Source organism: Chryseobacterium urinae, assembly GCF_030518295.1.
Classification (GTDB): domain Bacteria; phylum Bacteroidota; class Bacteroidia; order Flavobacteriales; family Weeksellaceae; genus Chryseobacterium; species Chryseobacterium mucoviscidosis.
The window spans coordinates 1-5257 of record NZ_JAULSJ010000065.1 but is presented as its reverse complement, the minus strand read 5'-3'; the positions used below and the strand labels follow the sequence as shown (position 1 = coordinate 5257).

Genomic DNA, 5257 nt, shown 5'->3' with positions numbered 1-5257 from the left:
TCGCAGTACCATCGGCGCTGGTGGGCTTAACTTCTGTGTTCGGAATGGGAACAGGTGAGCCCCACCGCTAAAACCACCCTAAAGGTTGTATATAATGTAAAATGTATTGTTGTATAAATGTACAAAGCAGTTTACTTTGATACTTTGTACTTTTGTACATGTTACATATTTTATCGGTAAATTTCATCACAAAGGCAAAACCAGTGTCGCACTTATAAATACTTAAGCTAAGTTATGATAAGCATGATTGCTCATTACCTATTACTCATTACTTATGAATAGGCTATAAATCTACGGGTAATTAGTACTACTCGGCTATGCTGTTACCAACTTTACACCTGTAGCCTATCAACGTGGTCATCTCCCACGACCCTTAAAAGATGTCTCATCTTGAGGCGAGTTTCGCACTTATATGCTTTCAGTGCTTATCTCTTCCAAACATAGCTACTCAGCGGTGCACCTGGCGGTACAACTGATACACCAGAGGTTTGTTCAATTCGGTCCTCTCGTACTAGAATCAAGCCCTCTCAAACATCTAACGCCCGCAATAGATAGAGACCGAACTGTCTCACGACGTTCTGAACCCAGCTCGCGTGCCACTTTAATGGGCGAACAGCCCAACCCTTGGGACCTTCTCCAGCCCCAGGATGTGACGAGCCGACATCGAGGTGCCGAACCTCCCCGTCGATGTGAGCTCTTGGGGGAGACTAGCCTGTTATCCCCGGAGTACCTTTTATCCTATGAGCGATGGCCCTTCCATACGGAACCACCGGATCACTATGTCCTGCTTTCGCACCTGATCGACTTGTGGGTCTCACAGTCAAGCACCCTTATGCCATTACACTCTACGCACGGTTACCAAGCGTGCTGAGGGTACCTTTGAAAGCCTCCGTTACTCTTTTGGAGGCGACCACCCCAGTCAAACTACCCACCACGCAATGTCCTTCTGAAAGAAGTTAGGCTCCAAGTAAGTAAAGGGTGGTATTTCAACGGCGGCTCCACAAACACTAGCGTGCCTGCTTCAAAGCCTCCCACCTATCCTACACATTACTTACTCAAAGTCAATACGAAGTTATAGTAAAGGTTCACAGGGTCTTTTCGTCCCATTGCGGGTAATCGGCATCTTCACCGATACTACAATTTCACCGAGCTCGTGGCTGAGACAGTGCCCAGATCGTTACACCATTCGTGCAGGTCGGAACTTACCCGACAAGGAATTTCGCTACCTTAGGACCGTTATAGTTACGGCCGCCGTTTACTGGGGCTTCAGTCAAACGCTTCGCTTACGCTAACGCCCTTCCTTAACCTTCCAGCACCGGGCAGGTGTCAGACCCTATACAGCATCTTTCGATTTAGCAGAGTCCTGTGTTTTTGATAAACAGTCGCCTGGGCCTCTTCACTGCGGCCAACATTGCTGCTGGCGTCTCTTCTTCCGAAGTTACGAGACTATTTTGCCTAGTTCCTTAGCCACGACTCACTCGAGCACCTTAGGATTCTCTCCTCGACCACCTGTGTCGGTTTTGGTACGGGTTGCTTCACTTCGGCTTTTCTTGGATCCGATTACACTATAACAGCTTCGCCCGAAGGCTAAGCCTTGACACTTCCGTCCGTCTTCAATAGCTACATCGAACCGTCCCCTTTTTAGTGTGAGCAAGTATGGGAATATTAACCCATTGTCCATCCACTACCCCTTTCGGGTTCGCGTTAGGTCCCGACTAACCCTCAGCTGATTAGCATGGCTGAGGAAACCTTAGTCTTTCGGTGAGGGGGTTTCTCGCCCCCTTTATCGTTACTTATGCCTACATTTTCTTTTCTATAAGCTCCACAATACCTCACGATACTGCTTCAGCGCCGATAGAATGCTCTCCTACCAGATATAATTAATTATAAATCCATAGCTTCGGTATTCTGTTTATGCCCGATTATTATCCATGCCGGACCGCTCGACTAGTGAGCTGTTACGCACTCTTTAAATGAATGGCTGCTTCCAAGCCAACATCCTAGCTGTCAATGCAGTCCAACCGCGTTGCTTCAACTTAACAGAAATTTGGGGACCTTAGCTGTTGGTCTGGGTTCTTTCCCTCTCGGACATGGACCTTAGCACCCATGCCCTCACTGCCGTAGAACATTTATTAGCATTCGGAGTTTGTCAGGAATTGGTAGGCGGTGAAACCCCCGCATCCAATCAGTAGCTCTACCTCTAATAAACTTATATACGACGCTGCACCTAAATGCATTTCGGAGAGTACGAGCTATCTCCCAGTTTGATTGGCCTTTCACCCCTACCCACAGGTCATCCGAAGACTTTTCAACGTCAACCGGTTCGGTCCTCCACTTTGTGTTACCAAAGCTTCAACCTGCCCATGGGTAGATCACAAGGTTTCGCGTCTAATCCTACTAACTATTCGCCCTATTCAGACTCGCTTTCGCTCCGGCTCCGGTACTTAATACCTTAACCTCGCTAGTAAAATTAACTCGTAGGCTCATTATGCAAAAGGCACGCCGTCACAGAATTAATCTGCTCCGACCGCTTGTAGGCGTACGGTTTCAGGTTCTATTTCACCCTTCTATTCGAAGTGCTTTTCACCTTTCCTTCACAGTACTTGTTCACTATCGGTCTTTCAGGAGTATTTAGCCTTGGAGGATGGTCCCCCCATATTCAGACAGGATTTCACGTGTCCCGCCCTACTCATTTATCATCCAAATATGCCTTTCAAATACGGGGCTATCACCCTCTATGGCTGTTCTTTCCAGAACATTCTTTTAAACATATAAAGACTTTTGGGCTAATCCGCTTTCGCTCGCCACTACTTACGGAATCTCTTCGATTTCTTTTCCTCCGGGTACTTAGATGTTTCAGTTCTCCGGGTTTGCTCCTCTTACGAGGTAATACATCTTCAATGTATTGGGTTGCCCCATTCGGACATCTGCGGATCAATTCGTGTGTGCCAATCCCCGCAGCTTTTCGCAGCTTACCACGTCCTTCGTCGCCTCTGAAAGCCTAGGCATCCGCCATACGCCCTTAACGATTTCTTTCCTATTTTTAGGTTACTCAAGCACTTATAAGTGCTCGGTTTTCTCTTTGTGATGTCTTTACCGTTAATGTCAATGATCTTATGTCTGGTTCATAGTTTAAGGTTCTTGGTTCATGGAAAATGGCTCTCATCTTCCGTTATTGGAACTTTGAATATTAAACTTGAAACCCAATTGGTGGAGAATAAGGGAGTCGAACCCTTGACCTCCTGCGTGCAAGGCAGGCGCTCTAGCCAGCTGAGCTAATTCCCCCTCTAGGTGCTGTTGGCTTCTTGCTAATTGCTTTTGGATTTTTTGCCATAAGCTATAAGCTATTTGCCAGCCGCCTTAATTAGTAGTCTCGGGCAGGCTCGAACTGCCGACCTCTACATTATCAGTGTAGCGCTCTAACCAGCTGAGCTACGAGACTTTGTATGAGTAATGGGTGATGAGTAATAAGTAATATACTTTTCCTCTTCTTCATTTCTCAATCTCTTTCCCTTTTACTAATTTCTAGTGGGTTTTGTATTTTTTATATATATCAACCAAATAAAAAACTAAAGCTTTTCTTTAAGTAAGTGCTTTGTGTATTGCTACACTAATTTTGTTTATCGTCTAATGACGCTCTAAAATGAGATGTTCCAGCCGCACCTTCCGGTACGGCTACCTTGTTACGACTTAGCCCTAGTTACCTGTTTTACCCTAGGCAGCTCCTGTTACGGTCACCGACTTCAGGTACCCCAGACTTCCATGGCTTGACGGGCGGTGTGTACAAGGCCCGGGAACGTATTCACCGCGCCATGGCTGATGCGCGATTACTAGCGATTCCAGCTTCATAGAGTCGAGTTGCAGACTCCAATCCGAACTGAGACCGGCTTTCGAGATTTGCATCACATCGCTGTGTAGCTGCCCTCTGTACCGGCCATTGTATTACGTGTGTGGCCCAAGACGTAAGGGCCGTGATGATTTGACGTCATCCCCACCTTCCTCTCTACTTGCGTAGGCAGTCTCACTAGAGTCCCCAACTGAATGATGGCAACTAGTGACAGGGGTTGCGCTCGTTGCAGGACTTAACCTAACACCTCACGGCACGAGCTGACGACAACCATGCAGCACCTTGAAAATTGCCCGAAGGAAGGTCTATTTCTAAACCGATCAATTCCCATTTAAGTCTTGGTAAGGTTCCTCGCGTATCATCGAATTAAACCACATAATCCACCGCTTGTGCGGGCCCCCGTCAATTCCTTTGAGTTTCAAACTTGCGTTCGTACTCCCCAGGTGGCTAACTTATCACTTTCGCTTAGTCTCTGATTCCGAAAAACCAAAAACGAGTTAGCATCGTTTACGGCGTGGACTACCAGGGTATCTAATCCTGTTCGCTCCCCACGCTTTCGTCCATCAGCGTCAGTTAAGACATAGTAACCTGCCTTCGCAATTGGTGTTCTAAGTAATATCTATGCATTTCACCGCTACACTACTTATTCCAGCTACTTCTACCTTACTCAAGACCCGCAGTATCAATGGCAGTTTCATAGTTAAGCTATGAGATTTCACCACTGACTTACGGATCCGCCTACGGACCCTTTAAACCCAATAAATCCGGATAACGCTTGCACCCTCCGTATTACCGCGGCTGCTGGCACGGAGTTAGCCGGTGCTTATTCGTACAGTACCTTCAGCTATTTACACGTAAATAGGTTTATCCCTGTACAAAAGAAGTTTACAACCCATAGGGCCGTCGTCCTTCACGCGGGATGGCTGGATCAGGCTCTCACCCATTGTCCAATATTCCTCACTGCTGCCTCCCGTAGGAGTCTGGTCCGTGTCTCAGTACCAGTGTGGGGGATCACCCTCTCAGGCCCCCTAAAGATCACTGACTTGGTAGGCCGTTACCCTACCAACTATCTAATCTTGCGCGTGCCCATCTCTATCCACCGGAGTTTTCAATTTTAAATGATGCCATCCAAAATATTATGGGGTATTAATCTTCCTTTCGAAAGGCTATCCCCCAGATAAAGGCAGGTTGCACACGTGTTCCGCACCCGTGCGCCGCTCTCTCGTTTCCGAAGAAACAATACCGCTCGGCTTGCATGTGTTAGGCCTCCCGCTAGCGTTCATCCTGAGCCAGGATCAAACTCTCCATTGTATGTTTGTCTGACTCACTCAAAGTTTTTTAACGCTTTAGTTTTTCCTTACTTGGTTGTTATATTGTATGTCAATGATCTTCATTTCTTCCGCTTCCTAC

The 5257-nt window shown here is 47.0% G+C and carries 2 tRNA genes and 3 rRNA genes; all 5 read right to left on the bottom strand.

Going from position 1 to position 5257, the window contains the following annotated elements:
- A 5S ribosomal RNA gene (gene rrf / locus QWT87_RS20790) occupies positions 1-81 on the bottom strand; the annotation flags it as partial.
- 200 nt (positions 82-281) lie between these two features.
- Positions 282-3036 (bottom strand): 23S ribosomal RNA (locus QWT87_RS20785).
- Between the two features lie 172 nt (positions 3037-3208).
- Positions 3209-3285, bottom strand: a tRNA-Ala gene (locus tag QWT87_RS20780).
- Positions 3286-3368: 83 nt separating this feature from the next.
- Positions 3369-3442 (bottom strand) — tRNA-Ile (locus tag QWT87_RS20775).
- Between the two features lie 199 nt (positions 3443-3641).
- Positions 3642-5158 (bottom strand): 16S ribosomal RNA (locus QWT87_RS20770).
- Between the last annotated feature and the right edge of the window lie 99 nt (positions 5159-5257).